An 18,698-nucleotide genomic window follows, 5' to 3' on the forward strand; every position below is an offset into this window, starting at 1 on the left:
GCGCTTTCTAAAACTCAATGGTTTTAAAATACTTCATCAAGAAAATGCAAAATGGTTCGTTTTGTTCTGAAGTAGTGACTTACAAAACTCGATAGACTGGCCAAAATCGTGATATGGCCAGTTTTAGGGATAATAGCAATATGACTATGATTCCCCTTCTCCCTAAGAGCTTGATCCATATCCAAAGTATTATGTTGCTTTACGAGCTGATCATTTTCAGCCATGAGTAGATAATGCTTAATATTATTTTGATTTACAAAATAATAAGGCATTACTTCTTTATAAGAGATACCTTGGTCAAAAGCATCTTCAGCAAGCGGATCACCCTTATAATCAAAATGATACGGACCAGCTAAACCGACTATTGCCTTAATTTTCCCTAAACATTCAATTTTAGTTGAGTCAGGGTGATAAACAGCAGACATTACATTAAATGCACCTGCCGAATGCCCCATAAGCACAATATTCTCTGTCGAGATTTCTAATTTTTCCTGATTTTGATGCAAATAATTTAATGCTTGTGTTAAGTCATCTACATAACTTGGAAAAATATTTTTAGGTGCAAGCTGATAGTTAATGACAGCAACATCATAACCTTCTTTCGTAAAAGTTTCACCAACGAATAAATAGTCTCGTTTATTACCGTGTTGCCAAGCACCACCATGTACAAAAACAATGAGTGGTTGATGCGCTAATCGCTTAGTAGAACGATAAATATCTAGACGATGACGAGGCTTTAAGCCATAACGCACATTTAAAACCTGCTCAAAACCGTCTTTTGGTGTAAAACGGTTTAAAGCAAAGCTCCCCAAATCATAGAGGCGGAACTCTTTATAAAGAGTTCTCGCCTGCTCAATTTTGCTTTGTAATTGTTCAATTAAGTTCATATTTTATTGTGCAGTAGATGATGCTGGATCTGCTTGGTCCGGATCAATTGCAACAGGAGTTTGAACTGTTGGTTGAGCAAGAACATTATTAATTACTGGCGTAGTCGTTGCGTTGCCAGTCGATGCTGCCGGAGCAGGTGCTAAATCAATATTATCAATGAGTGTCACAATTTTGGTCACGTTACCAACATTTTGAAGCACATTATTTAAGTCATTAATTTCAGCTGTATTTAAACGTCCCATCACATATAAAACACCATCTTCGGTATGGACGAGCACTTTACTGTCCGATACAACTGGCGCTTTCATTAATAGAGCACGTGTATTTGCAGTTACACCAGCATCTTGCATGATCGTGTTATAGCTTACTTTGTTACCTACCGTAATATAGTTATGTACGGCTTTCACATCGCTCATCGCTTTAACATTGTCTTCTGCCAGCTGTTTCAAGTAAGGATCTGGCACCTGACCAGTTAACAATACTGTGCTATGAAAGCTTTCGATGTTAATACGAGATTGTTTAAAACGCTGATCAAGCTTATAGAGGTTAATATTCGCTGTACGTTTAATTGAAGAATCAATGAATACCTGACCTAAGCTACGTACACCACTATCTGTTCCAACTGGAGCTGTACCTGTTCCACCAGAAATAAAACTTGCGCAACCTGACAAACTTGCGACACAAAGCGCTGTTACAGCAATACGTTTCAACACTCCACCAGACTCCTATCAATCTCTTCTTGGCTTGATCATAAACATCGGTTTTAATTTGCTCAAAAGAGTAATGAACTCTTAATCCAAAGTAAATGCATTTTCGATCCATTGCAGATCATAATGGAATTTCGAAAAGTCTTGCTGTACTGTTTTTGCAATTTTCTGTGGAAAATCAAAACAAATCACATCAAAACGACAATAAAAATCCTGATAAGATGGGTAGCGCTGTAAAAACCTCATCGCCGTTTTAATTATTTTTTTCTGTTTGCTCACAGTGACCATTTCACAAGCTTGTCCATAATTTCCCTGTCCACGCGCTTTTACCTCAACAAAAATCAATTCATTACCGCGTTTTACAATCAGATCAACCTCGCCACGGCGTGAATGATAATTACTGGCGACCCATTCATAATTCTGTTCTTTTAAAAGTTTTAAAGCTGTTTGTTCAGCCCATTGGCCCAACTGCTGTGCAACTAACATAATCTTTTTGTTTCCCCATTTAAAAATGTAAATGCTGTTAATGCTAGTTCTATGCTTTTTTATTTTTTGAATTGAGCAAATCAAAAGCAGATACTTCGAAAAATAAAAAGCCCACTGACTTTGTTCACGCCAAAAACATAATTTCGGGTACACTAACCGATTAAAATTGTTTATCTGTACGGAGTAAAAACCAAATGAGTGCTCAGTTATTTGTTGTAGCCACCCCTATCGGGCACTTAGATGATATGACTTTCCGTGCAATTGATATCTTAAAATCAGTTTCTATTGTGGCTGCCGAAGATACACGCCAGTCGGCTCAATTATTTAAGCACTATAATATATCTACCCCACTTACAGCATGTCATGACCATAATGAAAGCAATAAAATTGATCAGTTAGTTCAAAAGTTACTCGCTGGTGAAAATATTGCTTTGATTAGTGATGCAGGCACACCGCTTATTAGTGACCCTGGTTTTAAACTGGTTCGAGCTGCTCAAGAACATGGTATTAGAGTTATACCTGTACCTGGTGCATGTGCTGCAATTGCGGCGTTAAGTGCTGTAGGCTTACCAAGTGACCGCTTTAGTTTTGAAGGCTTTTTACCATCAAAAGCTTCTCAACGTATTTCGCAACTCGAAAAGCTTAAAAATGAAACTCAAACCTTAATTTTCTATGAAGCGCCACATCGTATTTTAGAATGCGTAAAAAATATGGCTGAAGTATTTGGTGAAAACCGCCCTGTCGGTTTTGCACGTGAAATTACCAAAACTTTTGAAACCATCAAAAAAATGACTTTAAAAGATTTGGTTAGTTTTATTGAAAATGACCATAACCAAGAAAAAGGTGAAATTGTTCTTGTGGTTGGTGGTGCACCGGAAAAAACCGATCTGGAACAAGAAAAACTAGATGAACTTTTAAAGCGCTTACTTCAAGACTTATCTGTTAAAGCAGCATCTCAACTGGCTGCTGATTTAACGGGTATTAAGAAAAAAGTCGCTTATCAACGTGCGCTTGAGTTAACGCAATCTTAATTTTTTAACTAAGTGCGGTGATGGCAAATACTTTATGCCATCCCGCGCATAAATTTTGCATAATAATATTAATCATAAAAACAAGAGTATTGATATGGCTGAACAGCTTGGAAAACTTGGCCCCCATGAAGGGCAAGAACTAGAATTATTATTGTCTGGTAAGAAACCAATTGCTTTATTTTATGACTTATTACCTACTGAATTTCTAAAGCACCTTGAGCAAGGTAGTTTAACTATGCTCAGTAAAGATATTGAAACGTCTTTATCTGTACCTTTTTCAATTATGCTGATCTATAAAGATGCCTCTTTAACAGATTTGAATGAACTCGTGTTATGTATTGAAAAATCAATAAAGGAAACTCAACTTGAAGAGCGCCTAGAACTCGACCGTAGAATCGGACAACTTTTAGGTTATTCAGCGCCAGACATAGAGTTTTATATTCAACACGTTTCAAACTTTTATGCACGTTCTCGTTCTTGAGTTTATCTCAAGATATGTCTTGCTGATTGAACAATTGTTTCGGTCAGTACATCAAGTTGTTTCGACTGTCTTTTCCAGTGGTGCCAATACAAAGGAACATCAAGTTGAGCCTCAGGCATAATATCAATAAGTGTTCCATTTTCGAGTAATGGTTGAACTTGAAGTTCGGGTACCATTCCGTAACCTAAACCCAGCTGAATTGCTTTGACGAAAGCATCTGTGGCAGGAATAAAACTATAAGGATAACTCTGCATTGGTAAACCGTATCCTTTTAATAAAACTTCCGAATGCATTAAATCTTTATGATTAAAAATAACTGCTGGTGTTTTTCTTAAATTTTCTCGGTTAATTCCACCACTAAACCAGTGGTTTACAAATTCGGCCGATGCCAGCATTTTATAGCGCATTTTACCAAGAGGCTGAGCTAAGCAACCCGCCATAACCTGCTCTTCTGCTGTGATACATGCATTGACTTGTCCCGTTTCTAGCAAAGTATGCGTGTGTGATTGATCATCAATTTTTAGCTCTAGCACTATTTTTTCTTTAAATAACGTTTGCTGAATAGTGGGTAAAAGCCAAGTCGCTAATGAGTCTGCATTTGAAGCTAAAGCAATTTTATAAAATTCCGATTCAGATGACTTCCCCATTAAGCCCTGTAATAGATTTTGTTCCATTAGCCTTGTATGACGTAAATGCTGGAGCAAGGTTTGCCCTGCTTGTGTGAGTACACATGGACGACCGCGTATTATTAAAATCTGACCTAAGTATTTTTCTAGCGCTTGTACACGTAGTGATACGGCAGAGGGAGTTATACATAAATGCTCTCCTGCTGCATCAAAACTCCCGACTTCTGCAACAGCGAGAAAAGCTTCACATTGCTTACTATCTAACATATACAAAACCTAAATTATTTTTAGCCAAACCTAAATATTCTTAATTTTACTTATTTCTTAATAAAAAGTCAGATAATTCCCACATCTGTTTTTTTCTGTTTAATGGTTATGCTTTCTCTGAGTGTTTTTTTTAAAGGTTTAGGTATTGGTAGCGGCCTAATTGTAGCAATTGGTGCCCAAAACGCTTTTGTTCTAAAGCAAGGACTTAAACAGCAATATGTATTTTGGCTATGTTTAATCTGTGCCCTGTCTGATTCGATTTTAATTGCCTGTGGTGTATTAGGTTTTGCCGAAATTATGACAGCATCACCCATCTTAATCACAGTCGCTAAATATTTAGGGGCAACGTTTTTATTGGTCTACGGTGCAAAAGCATTTTATGCTGCGTTTAAAACGAATCAAGGCATGGAGCTTGATGGTAGTCAAAAACAGACTCTAACCCAAGCACTTATAACCTGTCTGGCCTTTACTTGGCTAAATCCACACGTCTATTTAGACACCATTGTACTGATGGGTTCGGTTGCAACTCAGCTAGAAGATAAAATCAGTTTTGCCTTGGGCAGCATTCTTGCTTCTTGGATTTTCTTTTTCAGTTTGGGTTATGGTGCAAGATTATTAAAACCACTATTTACCAATCCAAAAGCTTGGAAAATTTTAGATTTTCTTATTGGTTGTGTTATGTGGAGTATTGCAATTTCACTTCTCATCTAATGCATTCAAACACTAAAAAGTACCATGCTTACATGGTACTTTTTATTTATGTAATCAAAACTAAACCTGTGAACCCAACATAACCTTTGACTGTTTTCGTTCCTGTAATGATTGCTTAATCACAGCATAGCCCGAAGATACACCTAAGTATGCGATTACAAAGGCTACCAATAAATCTGGAAATATGGTGCCTGTTCCAAACACGCCTACAGCAGCAAAAATAACAGCAATGTTGGCAATAGAATCATTTCTACTACACAGCCAAACAGAACGCATATTGGCATCACCATCTCTAAATGCATAAAGCATTAAAGCAACCGAAACGTTAGCAATTAAAGCCATTACCCCAATTGCCCCCATGACCATCGGTTCAGGTGAAACACCATGAAAAAATGACCATACCACTTTTGCAATGACGAAGAAACCAAAAGCGGCCATCGTAATACCCTTAACAAGAGCTGCGGTTGCGCGCCAATAAAGACTCATCGAAAGTACAACTAAAGACAAAGCATAATTTGCAGCATCTCCGGCAAAATCTAGTGCATCCGCCCATAGTGAAACAGATTGGGCTTTATAACCACCTACTATTTCAACTACAAACATGAGTGCATTAATTACAAGAGCAATCCATAACGCTTTTCTAAAGCGCGGGCTTACTTTCTTTGTAGGAGAACATGTTGAAGTACATCCACATCCGGCCATTTTATTTCCTCAGAAACTCTTTTATAGTGATTAAAAACCCTTGAGTAGCTCCAGAGTCAAGTCTTATGAGTCTTTCTATTGGCCAATTATCAAAAAAAGCGGATGTCCCAATCGATACTATTCGTTATTACGAAAAAGTAGGCGTGCTAGACCGTATTCAGCGCTCAGAAAATAATTATCGTGTTTACACAGATCAAACACTCGCGGATCTATTATTTATTAAGCATTGCCGCGAATTAGATATTTCTCTCAACGACATTAAAACGCTAAAACAGATGAAAGCTCAGCCGAAACAGGCTTGTACGGAAGTTGATAATTTGGTGAATAAATATTTGATTGAAGTATCGGAAAAAATTGAACGACTTTTGCTTTTAAAAGAAACACTCATCGATTTAAAACAACATTGCTCGACCGACCGTACAGTAGACGAATGCGGCATTTTAAAAGAGCTGCAAAACAACCTTTAACTCAACCTAACAGCCAATAAAAAAGCATCACTCATGTGATGCTTTTTTAGTATTAAAGGTCGCTATGTTCATCTGGCGGAACTTCAGTAATTCTCCCGCCGCGAGCTAAAAACGCAGCAATTTCATCTTCCAATGCTTGGCGCTGTTTTTGTTTCGCAGTTACGGTAAGCGTTTCTGCTTCAGCAAGATCAGCATCAGTTAAGTTGCCTGCTTCTTCATCAGCCGCGCCACTCTCAGCCGCTTTGGCTTCATCTTCATCTACAGCAGAATCTTCTGCATCTTCATAATCATTGATATCTGTCATATTTACACTCCCCACAATGATTTGTATTGCATCATCGCTATGGTCTTTGAGACCTCAGAAATTTAGCAATCTCTTTGCATTTAGCAAAGAGCCAAATTGGTCAAATCCGTATCTTTTCTGACCGATTTGGTAATGATATATAAATGATTGTTTAAAAAATATCTACTGATATTTATTTAGACCAGTAGAGCATAAACTTCGTAATTATTTTAACGACTATACAGGGTGTTTTGTAAAGCCCCTAAACCGTTTGCTTGTTGCATAAAACGCTCTTTTAAGAACGAAATTTGTTCAACCTGTTTGAGTCCCACATTTCTTGCCCAAATAAATGGGAATAGCTCAGAACTTTCTAACCAACCAATTGCCGACATACTATGCATCATCGCATCGTTTTGTCCTTTACGGCGGTGCTCATAACGCATTAAGGTTTGTTCATGTGCCCATACGCCACGGCCTAAATCATGCAGTAGTGCATCACAAAGTACCGCTGCATCTAAACAACCAATATTCACCCCTTGTCCAGCAAGCGGATGGATAACATGAGCTGCATCGCCAATTAAGGCTAGGCCAGCTTTAACGTATTGTTTTGCGGCACGCGCTTTCAATGGAAATTGTGCTCTTGAACGAACATCTAACACTTCACCCAACATATGTTGGCTTTCACGGGTTAGAAGTTGCATAAACTCAGCATCACTTAAAGCTGAATATTCATCGGCATAATCATCTGGTAGTGTCCAGACAATGGACTGCCAGTAGCCGTTTTCACTTTCTTTAAGACTCGCCATTGGCAAATATGCTAAAGGCCCTGTAGGTAAGAAGATTTGACGGGCAACATAGTGATGAGGTTTAGAAGTCTTTATTGCACAGCTAATGGCTGCTTGCTTGTAATCTAGTACGTCGAGGTCAATAAAAGCTTGCTCACGTACAAATGAATTTGCACCATCTGCACCAATAAGTAGTTTAGTTTTAAGCGTAGAACCATCTGCAAGTTGAATATGCCAGCACCCAACACCTTGCTCAATACGGGTAACGCGAACTTGAGTACGATAATCTGTTAACTGCTCAAGCATTTTTTGTTGAATGGCAACATTCAATACGCTTGGCTCAACCATAGAACCCAAGGCTTGTTCTGGCATTGGCCTTTGTACAGACTCATGGCCAAAATTAATTTCACCATAGCCATTTAAATTCCACACTTGCATGCCGGTATAAGGCATTTGTCGTGCCAAATCATCCCAAACATTCACTGTTTTAAGTAAATGAATAGTCGCTTGGCTAAGTGCTAAAACACGTGGGTTCATCACACTTAATGTTTTTTCAACATCAAGTACAGGGGCAGCATCAAGCACCGTAGGCTGTACACCACCTTGTGCAAGTAATAAAGCAGTTAAGCCACCAACTAGTCCACCACCAACAATAACGACATCTAACACTTCACTCATGCTTTTAGCCCCATTGCATAGTTCGCTACCAGTGGCTTAACACCCGGAATTACATCAAATGCAATTAATCCCGTATTACGAATTAATTTTAATAATGGATTTTGGTTACTAAAACCACGAACGACAGTATCGCAGAATTTAATCACGCGTTGTTGGTCAGATAAACGTGCTTGTTCATAGGCAAGTAAATTATCTGGGTTACCAATGTCATCAGATGTGCTTAACTGGTTTACCAAATAACGTAGCAACACATCTGCATCACGTAGGCATAAATTAAAACCTTGGCCTGCAACAGGATGAATGGTGTGTGCTGCATTACCCATTAAAATAACGCGTCCAACCGCTTGTTTATGCGCAAGCACTTGTGAAAGCGGATAGCTAAAGCGTTTACCTGTTTTTTCAAATTTACCCGCTCTGTCACCATAGGTTTTTTGCAAAGCGTCTAAAAAGTGTTGGTCGTTTTCTTCGCCTAACCACTCATCTTCAGTGCCCTTTTTAACAGGCCATACCACTGAGCGACGATATTCACCCGGTAATGGCAACAAAGCTAAAGGGCCTAAAGCACTAAAACGCTCAAATCCTACATGCTCATGCGGTTTTGAAGTCTGAACAGTCGTAACGATCGCAACCTGATCATAGTCGTGGACATCGACACCAACACCAATTGCTTGACGACAGAAAGAATCACGTCCATCTGCTGCAATTAATAATTTTGACTCAAGCTTTAAAAGTTCATCCCCACGCTGAGCTTCAATATGTACCTGTTCAGCATCTTGAGTTAAAGCCGTGACTTGTACGCCATCAATTAGCTCAATCAAAGGTTGTTGGCGTACTTGAGTTAACAAAACTCGACCAAGCCATGCATTTTCAATGACTTGTCCAAAGCTTTCGACTTTCTCTTGTTCTGCAACTAAACGTGCTTTACCAAAACTGCCTTGCTCAGTAATGTGAACTTGTAAAATTGGAGTCGCATGTTGTTGTAATGCATCCCATAACCCTAGCTTCTGATAAATCTGTACGCTACGACGTGACAAAGCCGTATTACGTGCATCGAAACTAGAATGGTAAGGAGCAACATTCTGATCATCATAGTTTGGGTATTTCACAGCTTCTAATAGCTTGACTGCGATATTAGCCTTCGCCAGCATTAGGGAAAGGCTCAAACCCACCATACCCCCACCTACAATAATCACTTGTTGTTGCATCGAGTTTGCTCCTTTGGCGAATACGTTTAATTATGCTTTAGCTTGCGCCATTAAATGTTCAATGTCTGCAATATCTTTAACTACATCGGCAGTTAAAACTCGTGGGCCTTTTGACGTTGCGACCACATCATCTTCAATACGAATACCAATACCACGCCATTTTTCATCTACTGTTTCATCGTCTGGCGCAATATATAAACCTGGTTCAACAGTAACGACCATGCCCTCTTCATATTGTCGCCACTCGTCATCTTTTTTATAAGAACCGACATCATGTACATCCATACCTAACCAGTGGCCTGTACCATGCATATAAAACTGTCGATATGCTTCATTTTCAATAAGCTCGCTCACATTACCTTTGAGCAAACCTAAATCAACTAAGCCTTCAGTTAAAATTTTGACCGCAACCTCATGAGGCTCACGGTATGCATTACCAATACGTACTGCATCAATCGCCGCATATTGAGATGCCAGTACCACTTCATATAATGCTTTTTGTTCTGGACTAAATTTTCCGTTTACAGGGAAAGTACGAGTAATGTCCGATGCATAAAACTCATATTCACATGCAGCATCAATTAAAACCAAATCACCGTCTTTAAGAGGCTGGTTATTTTCAACATAGTGCAAAATACAAGCATTGGCACCGCCACCAACAATACTGTTGTAAGAAGGCACACAGCCGTTTTGCCCAAATACATAATTAAGCTCGGCTTCAAGTGCATATTCCATCATGCCGGGGCGAACAGTTTGCATTGCACGAGTATGTGCCTTAGCACTAATTGTTGAAGCAATTTGCATTAGCTCAATTTCTTGCGGTGACTTGATTAAACGCATTTCATCAACAATGCGATCAAGTTGAACTAACTGAGCTGGAGCAGCTTCATGACGGTGCTCTGCATTTGCTTTTTTAATCCATTCGCTTACTCTGGCGTCAAATGCAGCATTGTGTCCGATTCGATAATAAAGACGTTCTTTATTTAATAATTTTTCAATAATTTCTTCATCAAGCAGATCAATCGCATAGGCTTCATCTGCCTCATATTCTTCAATTGCGCCATCAATTCCAGCACGGTAACCATTCCAGATTTCCATCTCACGATTACGTTCACGACAAAATAGACTATAGCTATAGTCTGTAACATCATCAAAGGTTTCTATGACAGCAACTGCCTCAGGCTCTGCAAAACCAGTCAAATAGAAAAAACTACTATCGGCACGGAATTTATAATCCGCATCACGATTACGGTACATTTCCTCACGCGTTGCAATAATCGCAATGCTGTTTGGACCCATTTTTTCTGCTAGACGATTTCTGCGATGTTGAAAATCAGCTTGAGGCAATTTCATAATGATCTACTTGATTTAGAATTTTAAAGTCAAAAAATTAAACACAGCCAATAACACATCGCCTCAATTAACTTGGGCGATGTGGTGTAAACATTTCTACAATATTTTGATCTGCAGTGCCTACAGCAGAAGTTTTACTTTTTGCATAAAAGTTTTTCAATAATGAACTTTCAGCAACTGTTACTTTCTTTCTACCAATAGATAAGCTCACTGGAATAAGACGTACAAATTCATACAATTCTTCGTAACTGCTTTCGCCTTCTTCGTCATTATCAGAATCTTCAAACTCTACTGCTGCTACATCTTGTAGATGTTCAATTAATTCGCGCTCATCAGCACGTACATGACCCGATGCCAAACCAAAACCAAGTACAACGCCAGCACACCAGTCTGATAATGCTTGTACACGGTCTTGAAGCGTATGCTCATCATCTGGAAGCATTGGTAAATAGTCCAATTCATCTTCCGACAATGCATGTGCTACATCTTCGGTTTCATCAGTTAAAAGCGCTAAAGCTTCTTCATTTAAATCAGGAACATTAAGTGTTGTTAAAATTTGTGTCCATTCTTCACGCGTTGGTGCTTGTGTCACACAAACAATACCTGTTAGTAAACCATGTAACTCACTAGGGCTTGAAATTTCTTCAATTCCTTCAAAATGAGCGTTCCATTCTGTCCAGCCTGAAATATCGTCTTGCATTCGTTTATCCAATCTCTATACTTCGTATATATTACCTTTGATTGCAATTCTGTGCGACCTCGTTATGTTAGAACAATTACAGCGGCTACAAGCGCATATTGGCGTTTTAAAAACACGCTTACATCATCTAGAGAGTGAAAATTCTGCTCTCTCGGAAGCTAAACAACTAGCTGAAACAGAGCATCACGCACAAGTTGTGCAAAAAAATAGCATCATCACTAAAAAACAAGAGGAAATTGAGACATTAACTGAGCAACTAACTCAGTTACAAGGCCAATTTCAACAATTGAATCAAGATGCTAACACACTTGCAGAGCGTTACAGCCGTCTAGAAAAAAGTACGACTGATTTAAAAAATCGTTTTCAAGAAATTTTGGCTGAGCGTAATGAGTTACGCGTCACTAAAGAAAAACTTCAGTCACACCAACGTCAAACTCAACAAGAGTTACATGATTTGCAGCAAGACCGTGACCGTTTGTTACAAAAAAATGAACTTGCCAAAGCAAAAGTTGAAGCAATTATTCAACGCTTAGCAATTTTAGGTACAGCTCAAGATCAAAATGCGCAAGAAATTCAGCAACTTGCTCACCCAAATGCTGAAGCTGGTGAGGAGACACAATCATGAGTGAACAAGTCATGGTAGAGCTTCGTCTGATTGAGCAAACATTTAGGCTTGCAACGACATCAGATAAAAAAGATGAGCTTGAACGTGCAGCTGAACTTCTTAATGAGAAATTCAACGATATGCGCCGTAGTGCCCCTCGCGTTGAGCATAATAAACTTGTCATTATGGTTGCTCTACAGCTTACCCAAGAAGTGTTAAGCCTTAATAAATCTTTGCAAGAATATTCACATTGTGAACGCCTATTACAGGCTATTTTGGAAGATGTTGAACAAACAGTTTAATTAACTTCAGATAATAAAAATGCCTTGCTCTATTCATTGATAGTGCAAGGCATTTTTGTATTGAGGGTCTCTTATGTACCTCATGATTGTTATATATACTTTTAGTGTACAAAGCTTCATCAAATGAAGACTAACTTTACAGTTCAATAAACTCAGACGATTGCCAACTGAATAAGATCGGTTATACTTAAGCTATCTCTGGGATGTTCGCCAGCGGGTCTATTCCCCTGCCGATACTTAAACTTATGGATTGCGTTCTGTATATTTAGAGTGTATGCCTACCTTCGAGTAGGAAACCCAGCAAGTATACGTCGCGTCCACCTTGAACTCGTCGGGTTCAGGGTAACGACACATGCAGCGGCATCTTCGGAGCATTGATTTTTATTAAATGATTAGAAATATAATTTTTATTTAAATTAAGCACTCTAGACAGAACCGTCAGTCTATTCCTTTTATTTCTTATAATTAATTAGCTAAACTTAAAAAATTAAACGCATATTATTTTTCGTTTCTATTTAAGCATTCTTGATACCACCCTGTCTGAAAATCTTCGATGGCTTTACGCTTAAAGAAACTTGTTTTAAATACTTTGGCAGCATAAGCTGAGTTAATTAAGTCTTGATAAAGCTGCTTTGCCTTTTCATCTGTAAGCCCATCAGCAATTTGTTGTAAATCTTGTGAAGGCACTTTTTGTTGTCGTGCTTCCATCACGTTATAAGCAACTTTTTTTACGACATTACAAATATCCGGATCATTTGTGTTTTCAGTAGCGTAGCAACCCGAGGCAATCAAACTTAGCAATAATATTTTAAATTTCATATCCCTAGCCTATATTTATTATTAAATGTCCATTTAATAAAACGAATAAATGAAAAAGATTTTTCTTTCAAAATGTTCAGGTGGGATTGATGACATAAAAGTAAACCATCATGACCACTAACAAGATAGAAGCAAGCGTTAAGTAGGTGCCAACCGTATTAAAACTCTGCAAAAATTTTAAGATTTGCATTTCAAATCCAATGAAAATTTAAATAATTAGCAGGAATAAATTTAGCACAACTAAATAATGCCAATCAATTCACAATTATTATTTTTTATGTGATAAACAACAGATTTTTAATTATCACATTTTATTCCTAAAGTTCCTTTATAGTAATCCGTTGCACTTTTCAAATCTGACAGCAATTTTTCTTCAGTATACGGCTTTGGTGAAATTTTTATTAATGCTGGCATATATTGTTTTTTATACACATCAGGATAGTCATGGCATAAAATTTTAACCTTAACTTCTTGAGGTGTTTTGGGGTTATCCAATTGATCTAAAAACTCACCAATTTTTCGGTCAGACTCTTCAAATTGAGCATTATAGTCAACTTGAGGAGCTTCAGATTCTGCCTGTTTCGTGCATGCACTCAGCAAAGCCGTGCATACGATCACTGTTAAAATTTTTAGCTTCATAGACTTCACATTTTCATATTCATCTTTAAATATACTTATCCTGATTAAATGTAAATAAATACTGTAAATACGTAAAAAAGCTAAAAAATCTTATGGGGATGTCTTTTTCTAGAGGAAAGTAATTTTTATTTTATCGATTAAACTAGATTGTTTTTTATAGTAGTTAAATTTCGGTGAAACTATAGAAAAATAGGTATAATTTTGCACGACTGATCTCAAATCTTTGTTAGATTTATCCATGAATGAACTAAGTTTTATTAGAAAAAATTTAAGATCTAAAAGACGTTCTTTAACCCCATTTGAGCAAAAACAGGCTGAGCTTAGCGTATTACATTTCCTGAATACTCTTCCTATTTTTCACTCTTCAAAAAAAATTGGCTTATATCTCCATGCTTTCGGTGAAATTCATACCGATCTTATTATCAAACTCTGCTTTAAAAAGAACAAGCACGTTTATTTACCAATGATTTGTTCAATGAACCAACGTTTAGTATGGGTAAAGATCAATAAAAACCAATATTTAAACTGGCGTTTTTCTCATCATCCCTTAGGTATGAAAGAGCCTATGGCAACGCGAGGAAAACATGTATCACAGCTTGATTTACTGCTTATGCCTCTTTTAGCCTGTGATCACTACGGGACACGTATTGGCATGGGTGGTGGTTATTATGATCGTACATTGGCAAGTGCTAAGCATAAACCTTACCGTTTAGGGCTGGCTCATCAATTTCAATTTATTGAACACACATTAGTACGTCAAAGCTGGGATCAACCCTTAGATGGTTTGCTCACGCCACAGCACTTTTATTATTTTAAAAGATGATTTTTATAGAAAATTTATAGAACCTTAAATATATCTTTTTACTTTTTAGTCCCTTAAAACGAAAAAGTAACCACCTTATAGATGGTTACTCTTACGTGACAGGCTGTTACCAACTTATATTAACACGTCTATTCGGTGCTAAACATTGAATAAGTTGAGAATTGTGACCACCTGAACATTGCTGATATAAATCAGTCTGGCTATTCGCATGTATTTGAATACGATTCGGATCTACACCTTGGTTTACAAGTAGTTTAGCAACCGTATTCGCTCGTTTAGATGATAACTCTTGGTTATAACTAAACTTACCTAATGGATCTGCGAATCCAGAAACAATAATAGGTGTTGTTGATGGGATTTGCTTAATTTGATCGACAACATTGTCTATATTGTTTAAACCTTGCTGTATTGAAATAGCATCAGATCGATCAAAAGCAAATAAAACACTCGCTGTACGTCCATTAACCGCAGTACTATTTGTAGAAGGCTGGTTATTTTCACCCCAGGCCATCAACCCTTCACATGCCTCACCTTTCCAAGATAAACGTTCAGCCAAATATTGTTTATTAAAATCAATGCGTAACTGACAACGTTGATATTGATTACTATTTGGGACACGTATATCTAATACATAGTTCCAGACTTTTACTGCAAATAATCCTTCACTAAATTGTGGATTACCTAGTAAAGCTCGAATTTGGTCTTTATTTAGCCCTAAATCCAAGCGCGCAACGTCATCATACTCATAACGCTTAACTTGCTTAAGATAGCTATCAGATACTTTAGGAAAAGTGACATTTTTTTGAGATACTGCTTCTTCTTGTGCATAACTAACCATTGCCAGGCCGGAAAGAACAGCAATAAATAACGCTTTAACTGTATTTTTCATATTTTTACTCTCGAAATGGAGAATGAGGAAGGCCTTGCGCCTTCCTCGCCTAGCGAAATTAGTCAATTACACCACTAATACCAATACGAACACTTGGATCACCTTGAGAAGCTGCAGCTACACCACCAGTCAGTGACCAACGTCCATTATCAGCAGTTTTACGTAAGGTCACACCGACAGCATTTTCACCACCATGATAAGCAGCCCCAACAGCATAGGTGTATTTACCCGCAACAAATGGCGCATTTTCTAAAGCCATCGCAGCAGCAATACCAGCATTCGCTCTTTTCTCAACATCATCAATACGTTGGTTTGTTGCATAGAATGCTTGTTCAAGCTTATTACTTACATTATCAATTTTGGTATTTAATGTTTGGTCAGCTTGATTCAATGCACCTATCGCATCACCAACATTGTGGTAAGACTGATCACCTACGTTATATGTTGGATTTGAGAAGCTTTGGGTAATATTGTCATAACCTGCTCCACCACCTAAGTAGTTTACAAGTGCCTGATTTGTTGTATTAAGTTGAGAACCATTTACTGCATCTTTTGAAGTCGCTGTAACTGCTCCCGCTTTAACACCAGTCACCGTACGCTCACCTGCTGTTCCAGAAACGTTAACCTGAGTGCCACCAGTATCTTTACCAACAGTAATAGCTGCATCTTTATCAGCTTGCTGAACTAAACCTGATTTACCATTGTTAATATTGCTGATGTCAGTCTGAAGATTCGAAATATCGCCCGTATTTTTGTCGACCTGTTGTTGAACATTCCACAACTGACCTCCATTAACAGCATCTTTAGAACCTTCTGCTACAGTACCATTTGCTACATTTTTAATGGTTGTACCATTAGCACCGCCAGCTAAAGTAATAGAGTCTTTGTTAACTAATCCATCACTATTTTTATCGTACTGCACAGCACTATTAGCAAGAGCACCAACATTATTGTTTATGCTACTTATTGCGCTATCCAGTTGTCCTTTGTTTACCGCATCTGTAGAAGAAACACCTTCGGCTACATTACTTATCGTTTTATTACCAGCACTAATTCCAGAAGTAGTGATACTCGGACCGCCAGCAATGATTAAGCCTGTTGATCCTAACTGGACGTTATCACCAACTTTTACGCCAGTCGTATCGATAACGGTATTACCAGTCGTAACACTATCAACTTTCAAGTTTTTGTTTAGCGCAACTTTAATATTGCCTTCATTGTCCGTTTGACTAGTCTGAGCAACAGTTAAGTTATCATCACCCGTAAAATTCACTTTACCATTTGGTTTGATCTTTTTAGCAGTAGCAGCATCACCATTGGCTGAAACTGTCCAGCCTGCATTCGCTGCTGTACCTGCATCAGTGACTGCTTTATCAAGTGCTGTTAAAGCATCACCAACATTGTTTGTACTTGTACCTGCAACATTATAAGTCGGGTTAGAAATTGAACCATCTGTATTAGCTTTAGCACCACCACCAAAGATACTTGCAGTTGTATTTGTAACCTGTGTTACACGATTATCTACATGATCAAGCTGGCCTTTGTTTACTGCATCGGTGGCATTGGTGCCTGCTGCTACGTTACTGATTGTGTTGCCTGCAGCATCAATACCAGTCTTGGTCACACTTGGTCCACCAGTGATGGTTAAACCATTCGTATCCAGCTTACTGTCCCCTGCCGTTACACTGTCAATATTCAGATCACGATTCAGTCCATACTGAATTGTATTGCCAGTCTTGGTCACTTTCAGGTTGGTTTCACCTGCAACCGTACCAATATCAACCGTATCACCAGCTTTTACTGCAGCCGCATTGGTACCATTACTTTGTAGTGTCCAGCCTTTGTCTAATGCAGTGATCGCATCGCCCACGTTATTGACGTTGTTGCCATTCACAGTATAGGTCGGTGAACTTACTGCACCTGTAGTGCTGTCATAACTTGCACCACCACCCAGATTGTTGGCTGTGCTGTTGCCCAAGGCATCGGTTTTGTTGTTGCTTGATGTGCTTAATGCATCAAGCTGGCCTTTGTTTACTGCATCAGTAGCATTGGTGCCTGCTGCTACGTTACTGATGGTGTTACCTGCTGCATCAATACCAGTCTTGGTCACACTTGGTCCACCAGTGATGGTTAAACCATTGGTATCCAGCTTGCTGTCACCTGCCGTTACACTGTCAATATTCAGATCACGATTTAATCCATACTGAATCGTATTGCCGGTCTTGGTCACTTTCAGGTTCGTTTCACCTGCAACCGTACCAATGTCTACAGTATCACCAGCTTTTACTGCAGCTGCATTGGTACCATTGCTTTGTAAAGTCCAGCCTTTGTCTAATGCCGTGATCGCATCGCCCACGTTATTGACGTTGTTGCCATTCACAGTATAGGTCGGTGAGCTTACTGCACCTGTAGTGCTGTCATAACTTGCACCACCACCCAGATTATTGGCTGTGCTGTTACCCAAGGCATCAGTCTTGTTGTTGCTTGACGTGCTTAACGCATCAAGCTGGCCTTTGTTTACTGCATCTGTGGCATTGGTGCCTGCTGCTACGTTACTGATTGTGTTGCCTGCAGCATCAATACCAGTCTTGGTCACACTTGGTCCACCAGTGATGGTTAAACCATTGGTATCCAGCTTGCTGTCCCCTGCCGTTACACTGTCAATATTCAGATCACGATTTAAGCCATACTGAATCGTATTGCCGGTCTTGGTCACTTTCAGGTTCATTTCACCTGCAACCGTACCAATGTCTACCGTATCACCAGCTTTTACTGCAGCCGCATTGGTACCATTACTTTGTAGTGTCCAGCCTTTGTCTAATGCAGTGATCGCATCGCCCACATTATTGACGTTGTTGCCATTTACAGTATAGGTCGGTGAACTTACTGCACCTGTTGTGCTGTCATAGCTTGCACCACCACCCAGATTATTGGCTGTGCTGTTGCCCAAGGCATCAGTCTTGTTGTTGCTTGATGTGCTTAACGCATCAAGCTGGCCTTTGTTTACTGCATCGGTGGCATTGGTGCCTGCTGCTACGTTACTGATGGTGTTCCCAGCAGCATCAATACCAGTCTTGGTCACACTTGGTCCACCAGTGATGGTTAAACCATTGGTATCCAGCTTGCTGTCCCCTGCCGTTACACTGTCAATATTCAGATCACGGTTTAAGCCATACTGAATCGTATTGCCGGTCTTGGTCACTTTCAGGTTCGTTTCACCTGCAACCGTACCAATGTCTACCGTATCACCAG

22 protein-coding genes and 1 other RNA gene are annotated in these 18,698 nt (G+C 38.9%); 8 read left to right on the forward strand and 15 right to left on the reverse strand.

Annotated elements, in window-relative coordinates; all coding sequences use genetic code 11:
- Nucleotides 1-23: 23 nt before the first annotated feature.
- The 3 genes from ACH63V_RS14035 to ACH63V_RS14045 form a co-directional block, all read right to left on the reverse strand.
- On the reverse strand, nucleotides 24-887 hold the full coding sequence (locus ACH63V_RS14035) for an alpha/beta hydrolase (RefSeq protein ID WP_272227988.1): 864 nt from the start codon (nucleotides 885-887) through the stop codon (nucleotides 24-26).
- Between the two features lie 3 nt (nucleotides 888-890).
- Entirely contained in the window at nucleotides 891-1,601 is a 711-nt protein-coding gene (locus tag ACH63V_RS14040; protein ID WP_263613206.1) for a BON domain-containing protein, read from the reverse strand.
- Nucleotides 1,602-1,679: 78 nt separating this feature from the next.
- Nucleotides 1,680-2,081, reverse strand: a complete 402-nt coding sequence (locus tag ACH63V_RS14045) for a YraN family protein (protein ID WP_151818734.1) — start codon at nucleotides 2,079-2,081, stop codon at nucleotides 1,680-1,682.
- Nucleotides 2,082-2,275: 194 nt separating this feature from the next.
- Here ACH63V_RS14045 and rsmI point away from each other — a divergent pair, with 194 nt between their 5' ends.
- Both rsmI and ACH63V_RS14055 read left to right on the forward strand, forming a co-directional pair.
- The gene (gene rsmI / locus ACH63V_RS14050; RefSeq protein ID WP_151818735.1) at nucleotides 2,276-3,112 is read left to right on the forward strand and encodes a 16S rRNA (cytidine(1402)-2'-O)-methyltransferase; all 837 of its coding nucleotides are present in this window, start codon (nucleotides 2,276-2,278) and stop codon (nucleotides 3,110-3,112) included.
- Nucleotides 3,113-3,206: 94 nt separating this feature from the next.
- On the forward strand, nucleotides 3,207-3,593 hold the full coding sequence (locus tag ACH63V_RS14055; RefSeq protein ID WP_396463842.1) for a hemin receptor: 387 nt from the start codon (nucleotides 3,207-3,209) through the stop codon (nucleotides 3,591-3,593).
- A gap of 2 nt (nucleotides 3,594-3,595) precedes the next feature.
- Here the strand turns inward: ACH63V_RS14055 and ACH63V_RS14060 are convergent, their stop codons facing one another.
- Nucleotides 3,596-4,486, reverse strand: coding sequence for a LysR family transcriptional regulator ArgP (locus ACH63V_RS14060; RefSeq protein ID WP_396463843.1), 891 nt, complete (start codon nucleotides 4,484-4,486; stop codon nucleotides 3,596-3,598).
- Between the two features lie 108 nt (nucleotides 4,487-4,594).
- Between ACH63V_RS14060 and ACH63V_RS14065 the strand changes: the two genes are divergently transcribed.
- Nucleotides 4,595-5,197, forward strand: a complete 603-nt coding sequence (locus tag ACH63V_RS14065) for a LysE/ArgO family amino acid transporter (protein WP_288420642.1) — start codon at nucleotides 4,595-4,597, stop codon at nucleotides 5,195-5,197.
- Between the two features lie 60 nt (nucleotides 5,198-5,257).
- Here the strand turns inward: ACH63V_RS14065 and ACH63V_RS14070 are convergent, their stop codons facing one another.
- Nucleotides 5,258-5,899 carry a cation transporter gene (locus tag ACH63V_RS14070; RefSeq protein ID WP_396463844.1) on the reverse strand — a complete coding sequence of 214 codons (642 nt, stop codon included), beginning with the start codon at nucleotides 5,897-5,899 and terminating at the stop codon, nucleotides 5,258-5,260.
- Nucleotides 5,900-5,964: 65 nt separating this feature from the next.
- Here ACH63V_RS14070 and ACH63V_RS14075 point away from each other — a divergent pair, with 65 nt between their 5' ends.
- Entirely contained in the window at nucleotides 5,965-6,366 is a 402-nt protein-coding gene (locus ACH63V_RS14075; RefSeq protein ID WP_151818740.1) for a Cd(II)/Pb(II)-responsive transcriptional regulator, read from the forward strand.
- A gap of 52 nt (nucleotides 6,367-6,418) precedes the next feature.
- On the opposite strand, the gene ACH63V_RS14080 is transcribed toward ACH63V_RS14075, so the two are convergent.
- The 5 genes from ACH63V_RS14080 to ACH63V_RS14100 form a co-directional block, all read right to left on the reverse strand.
- Complete coding sequence (locus tag ACH63V_RS14080; protein WP_033852997.1) at nucleotides 6,419-6,670, reverse strand: hypothetical protein; 252 nt, start codon at nucleotides 6,668-6,670, stop codon at nucleotides 6,419-6,421.
- Nucleotides 6,671-6,879: 209 nt separating this feature from the next.
- The gene (locus tag ACH63V_RS14085; RefSeq protein WP_396463845.1) at nucleotides 6,880-8,112 is read right to left on the reverse strand and encodes an FAD-dependent monooxygenase; all 1,233 of its coding nucleotides are present in this window, start codon (nucleotides 8,110-8,112) and stop codon (nucleotides 6,880-6,882) included.
- Nucleotides 8,109-9,317 carry a 2-octaprenyl-6-methoxyphenyl hydroxylase gene (gene ubiH / locus ACH63V_RS14090; protein WP_151818742.1) on the reverse strand — a complete coding sequence of 403 codons (1,209 nt, stop codon included), beginning with the start codon at nucleotides 9,315-9,317 and terminating at the stop codon, nucleotides 8,109-8,111. The genes ACH63V_RS14085 and ubiH overlap by 4 nt, the downstream gene beginning before the upstream one ends.
- Nucleotides 9,318-9,347: 30 nt before the next feature.
- Nucleotides 9,348-10,670 (reverse strand): Xaa-Pro aminopeptidase, encoded by a 1,323-nt coding sequence (gene pepP, locus ACH63V_RS14095; RefSeq protein WP_151818743.1) that lies wholly within the window; start codon nucleotides 10,668-10,670, stop codon nucleotides 9,348-9,350.
- Nucleotides 10,671-10,737: 67 nt separating this feature from the next.
- Nucleotides 10,738-11,370 (reverse strand): UPF0149 family protein, encoded by a 633-nt coding sequence (locus ACH63V_RS14100; RefSeq protein WP_396463846.1) that lies wholly within the window; start codon nucleotides 11,368-11,370, stop codon nucleotides 10,738-10,740.
- A 64-nt stretch (nucleotides 11,371-11,434) separates the two neighbouring features.
- On the opposite strand from ACH63V_RS14100, the gene ACH63V_RS14105 reads away from it, so the two are divergent.
- From ACH63V_RS14105 to ssrS, 3 genes are all read left to right on the forward strand, one after another.
- Nucleotides 11,435-11,995: a hypothetical protein gene (locus ACH63V_RS14105; protein WP_253860784.1), complete on the forward strand. Its 561-nt coding sequence runs from the start codon at nucleotides 11,435-11,437 to the stop codon at nucleotides 11,993-11,995.
- Nucleotides 11,992-12,276 (forward strand): cell division protein ZapA, encoded by a 285-nt coding sequence (locus ACH63V_RS14110; protein ID WP_233930426.1) that lies wholly within the window; start codon nucleotides 11,992-11,994, stop codon nucleotides 12,274-12,276. Before ACH63V_RS14105 ends, ACH63V_RS14110 begins: the two co-directional genes overlap by 4 nt.
- A gap of 192 nt (nucleotides 12,277-12,468) precedes the next feature.
- Nucleotides 12,469-12,653: non-coding RNA, 6S RNA (gene ssrS / locus ACH63V_RS14115), on the forward strand.
- 121 nt (nucleotides 12,654-12,774) lie between these two features.
- On the opposite strand, the gene ACH63V_RS14120 is transcribed toward ssrS, so the two are convergent.
- The 3 genes from ACH63V_RS14120 to ACH63V_RS14130 form a co-directional block, all read right to left on the reverse strand.
- Nucleotides 12,775-13,095, reverse strand: coding sequence for a hypothetical protein (locus tag ACH63V_RS14120; protein ID WP_367592741.1), 321 nt, complete (start codon nucleotides 13,093-13,095; stop codon nucleotides 12,775-12,777).
- Between the two features lie 76 nt (nucleotides 13,096-13,171).
- Nucleotides 13,172-13,285: a hypothetical protein gene (locus ACH63V_RS14125; RefSeq protein WP_253861125.1), complete on the reverse strand. Its 114-nt coding sequence runs from the start codon at nucleotides 13,283-13,285 to the stop codon at nucleotides 13,172-13,174.
- A gap of 107 nt (nucleotides 13,286-13,392) precedes the next feature.
- Nucleotides 13,393-13,734 (reverse strand): hypothetical protein, encoded by a 342-nt coding sequence (locus ACH63V_RS14130; protein WP_396463847.1) that lies wholly within the window; start codon nucleotides 13,732-13,734, stop codon nucleotides 13,393-13,395.
- Nucleotides 13,735-13,972: 238 nt separating this feature from the next.
- Here ACH63V_RS14130 and ACH63V_RS14135 point away from each other — a divergent pair, with 238 nt between their 5' ends.
- Nucleotides 13,973-14,557, forward strand: a complete 585-nt coding sequence (locus ACH63V_RS14135) for a 5-formyltetrahydrofolate cyclo-ligase (RefSeq protein ID WP_396463848.1) — start codon at nucleotides 13,973-13,975, stop codon at nucleotides 14,555-14,557.
- Between the two features lie 106 nt (nucleotides 14,558-14,663).
- Here the strand turns inward: ACH63V_RS14135 and ACH63V_RS14140 are convergent, their stop codons facing one another.
- Together ACH63V_RS14140 and ACH63V_RS14145 are read right to left on the reverse strand one after the other, a co-directional pair.
- Nucleotides 14,664-15,446 carry an OmpA family protein gene (locus ACH63V_RS14140; protein WP_263613195.1) on the reverse strand — a complete coding sequence of 261 codons (783 nt, stop codon included), beginning with the start codon at nucleotides 15,444-15,446 and terminating at the stop codon, nucleotides 14,664-14,666.
- Nucleotides 15,447-15,504: 58 nt separating this feature from the next.
- Nucleotides 15,505-18,698 (reverse strand): YadA-like family protein (locus ACH63V_RS14145; protein WP_396463849.1); only part of this gene is annotated, 3,194 nt, incomplete at its 5' end.

The organism is Acinetobacter sp. ABJ-A23_2, assembly GCF_044538765.1.
In the GTDB taxonomy this organism is placed as follows: domain Bacteria; phylum Pseudomonadota; class Gammaproteobacteria; order Pseudomonadales; family Moraxellaceae; genus Acinetobacter; species Acinetobacter nosocomialis_A.